The organism is Candidatus Zixiibacteriota bacterium (genome assembly GCA_021159005.1).
Lineage (GTDB): Bacteria > Zixibacteria > MSB-5A5 > UBA10806 > 4484-95 > JAGGSN01.
The window spans coordinates 1-2,770 of record JAGGSN010000161.1 but is presented as its reverse complement, the minus strand read 5'-3'; the positions used below and the strand labels follow the sequence as shown (position 1 = coordinate 2,770).

Below are 2,770 nucleotides of genomic sequence, written 5' to 3'. Positions count from 1 at the left end.
TTTAATTTATTGGTAATTCAACTGTAAAATCTGAGATAATATGTTTGATTAATCTCTCCAAAATGCTTAAATTTTTTCATGAAGATATAATAGATTTGAATTTTCTCTGGTTGCCAAGCGGTGCTTGGTAACCAGAACTAATTTTAACAGTCGGCGCATCTTTCTATAGCGTCAAGCGATACTTGGAGGAAAATATGGACTTAACTAAATTAAAGGCTCCCCACGGCAATAAACTTCACTGCCAAAGCTGGCAAACAGAGGCGGCGATGCGGATGCTTCTGAATAACCTCGATGCCGAGGTTGCCGAGAACCCTGCCGAATTGGTTGTTTATGGCGGTCGAGGGAAAGCCGCCCGCAATCCCGAATGCCTGCGCGGGATTATCGCCTCGCTTAAGGCGCTCAAATCGGATGAGACCCTGCTGGTGCAATCGGGCAAGCCGGTCGGCATATTCCAGACACATCCCTATGCGCCGCGTGTGCTGATTGCCAACTCGAATATGGTGCCGGCCTGGGCAACTCCTGAGAAGTTCCGCGAACTTGAGGAACTGGGGCTTATCATGTTCGGTCAGATGACCGCCGGTTCGTGGATATATATCGGCACGCAGGGGATACTTCAGGGGACATACGAGACCTTTGTCGCAGCGGGCGTCAAGCATTACGGCAATGGCGATTTGGCCGGCAGGTTTATCCTTACCGGCGGTATGGGCGGTATGGGCGGCGCTCAGCCGTTGGCCGCTACGATGGCTAATGCCGCCATGCTCTGTGTCGAGGTTGACCCGGCGCGGATACAGAAACGCCTCGATACCGGCTATTGCGATGTGATGGAGACCGACCTCGATAAGGCGCTGGCCAAAATCGATGAGGCCTGCAAGGCGAAAAAACCGCTGTCGGTCGGCTTGGTTGGCAATTGCGCCGATGTTTTCCCCGAGATTCTCAAACGCGACATCATCCCCGATTTGGTAACCGACCAGACCTCCGCTCATGATGAGCTTAACGGCTACGTGCCTGCCGGTATCACGCTTGATGAGGCGGTGAAACTTCGCCAAAGCGACCCGGATAAATATATCAAGATGGCTTACGAGTCGATGGTGAAGCATACCGAGGCGATGGTTGGTTTTGTTCGCAAGCATGCACATGTATTCGACTATGGCAACAACCTGCGCGGGCAGGCGTTAAAAGCCGGCTATCAGGATGCGTTTAGCTATCTTGGCTTTGTGCCGGCATATGTGCGGCCGCTGTTTTGCGAGGGCAAGGGTCCGTTTCGCTGGGCGGCGCTGTCCGGCGACCCGAAAGATATTCACACTACTGATAAAATGATACAACGTCTTTTCCCCGATAACGAACCGCTTAACCGCTGGATTAAGATGGCGCATGATAGAGTGCATTTCCAGGGCTTGCCCTGCCGTATCTGCTGGCTGGGCTATAAAGAGCGCGACCGGATGGGACTGGAGATAAACAAGTATGTCCGCGAGGGCAAGCTAAGCGCGCCGATTGTCATAGGCCGCGACCATCTCGACTGCGGCTCGGTTGCCTCACCCTACCGCGAAACCGAAGCCATGAAGGACGGCTCCGATTGCATCGCCGACTGGCCGCTGTTGAATGCTATGCTCAACACCGCCTCGGGCGCATCATGGGTAAGCATACATCACGGCGGCGGCGTGGGTATCGGCAATGCCATCCATGCCGGGCAGGTGTTGGTCTGCGACGGCACCAGGGATATGGACGCCCGCATCGAGCGTGTCCTCACCAACGACCCGGGCAGCGGCATAGCCCGTCATGTGGATGCCGGCTACGAGCAAGCCGAGCAAGTCGCCGATGCCAAAGGCGTAAAGATACCGATGCGGATGTATCGGGAGTTTATTGAGGGCGATGGGGATTTGGTGTAGGGCGATAGGACGAGCAGACGGGGACGTCTGTTGTGTATGAGGTAACATTGAAATGAACTAGATAAAGAAGGAAACATGAAAAATCTCATTGTCATTACTTTTATTGCGCTATTTATTCAGGGATGTGCAACTACGTATCAAAAAGCTGGTTTTACCGGAGGATACTCTGAAACTCAACTAGACGAAAATGTATTCAGAATTTCCTTTAGAGGTAACGGTTACACTAGCAGGGAGAGAGTTGCAGATTTCACTTTGTTAAGAAGCGCTGAACTAGCATTAGAAAATGGTTTCCAATACTTTACAATCATTGATGCCAATAGCTATACATCATATAGCACATACAAAACTCCAACAAAATCTTATACAACCGGAAGCGCTTACGAATCTGGCAATTATGTATACGGTAATGCAACTACTACAACATCAGGTGGGCAAACTTATCATATTTCCAAGCCAAGCTCATTAAATACTATTGTTTGCTTCAAAGACAAACCTGAAAACATATTTGCCTACAATGCAAATTTTATTAACAAAAACATCAAGCAAAAATATGGTATTAACAACGAGAGGAACAAATAATACACCCAACAGAATACCGCCCTGATAGCTAAGTAGGGCAGGTTTTCCCGAGACCTGCCAATTAATGGCAGAAGTCGGAGACTTCTTCCCCGTTTTGCTCACTGTAATCATTGTTTATGGGTCGGATTGAGAAATAAGCCCGGGTGCCCCACTCCCGCACAAAGCGGGAGTGGGTATCATCATGTGAAGTTTGGCATCTTTTATGAAAGGTATCCCACCCCCGCTTAAGGCGGGGGATGGGGCACCCGGCGGATAGTAAAAATACCGTGCCCCGTGTCCGCAGACAGGCGGGCGCCGGCAGGCAG

3 protein-coding genes are annotated in these 2,770 nt (G+C 50.6%); 2 read left to right on the top strand and 1 reads right to left on the bottom strand.

The genetic code is table 11. The features are described 5' to 3' along the window. Positions 1–194 precede the first annotated feature (194 nt). Entirely contained in the window at positions 195–1,886 is a 1,692-nt protein-coding gene (locus J7K40_10470) for a urocanate hydratase (protein MCD6162823.1), read from the top strand. Between the two features lie 75 nt (positions 1,887–1,961). Continuing rightward, entirely contained in the window at positions 1,962–2,465 is a 504-nt protein-coding gene (locus J7K40_10465) for a hypothetical protein (protein ID MCD6162822.1), read from the top strand. A 114-nt stretch (positions 2,466–2,579) separates the two neighbouring features. On the opposite strand, the gene J7K40_10460 is transcribed toward J7K40_10465, so the two are convergent. After that, positions 2,580–2,770 (bottom strand): hypothetical protein (locus J7K40_10460; protein ID MCD6162821.1); only part of this gene is annotated, 191 nt, incomplete at its 5' end.

What these genes read in the sequence shown, in the direction of transcription:
- J7K40_10470 (MCD6162823.1), top strand. Translation starts at nt 195, where the DNA reads ATGGACTTAACTAAATTAAAGGCTCCCCACGGCAATAAACTTCACTGC.
- J7K40_10465 (MCD6162822.1), top strand. Translation starts at nt 1,962, where the DNA reads ATGAAAAATCTCATTGTCATTACTTTTATTGCGCTATTTATTCAGGGA.